Annotated in this window: 1 protein-coding gene; it reads right to left on the minus strand. The window is 64.6% G+C overall.

Annotated features, from left to right (window positions below; all coding sequences use genetic code 11):
• Positions 1-644 (minus strand): 3-hydroxybutyrate dehydrogenase (locus DID98_RS35535; RefSeq protein WP_124572247.1); only part of this gene is annotated, 644 nt, incomplete at both ends.

Here is a 644-nt window from a genome sequence, read left to right on the forward strand (position 1 = left end):
AACGCCGACAGGAACAGCACCGTCTGCGCGACGTCCTGCACCGTCGTGAACACGCCGTCGACCGTGTTGCCGAGCATCACCTTCTTCACCACTTCCTCTTCGCTGATGCCGAGCTCCTTCGCCTGCTCCGGAATCTGCTTGTCGACCAGCGGCGTGCGCACGAAGCCCGGACATACGACGTGCGAGCGCACGTTGTGCTTCGCGCCTTCCTTCGCCAGCACGCGCGCGAGACCCAGCAGCCCGTGCTTGGCCGTCACGTACGCCGACTTCAGCGGCGACGCTTCGTGCGAGTGCACCGAACCCATGTAGATCACGACGCCGCCGCGATCGTCCTTGTACATGTGCTTGAGCGCGGCCTTGGTCGTCAGGAACGCGCCGTCGACGTGGATCGCCTGCATCTTCTTCCAGTCGGAGAACGCGTAGTTCTCGATCGGGTTGACGATCTGGATGCCCGCGTTCGACACGAGGATGTCGACCGAGCCGAACGTGTCGGCCACCTTGTCGATGCCGCTGTTGACCGCTTCCTCGTTGGTCACGTCCATCGCGACGCCGATCGCCTTGCCGCCTGCCTTGACGATCTCGTCGGCAACCGCGTTTGCGCCGTCCTGGTTCAGGTCGGCGATCGCCACGGCCGCGCCCGCTTT

The organism is Burkholderia sp. Bp8984 (genome assembly GCF_003853755.1).
In the GTDB taxonomy this organism is placed as follows: domain Bacteria; phylum Pseudomonadota; class Gammaproteobacteria; order Burkholderiales; family Burkholderiaceae; genus Burkholderia.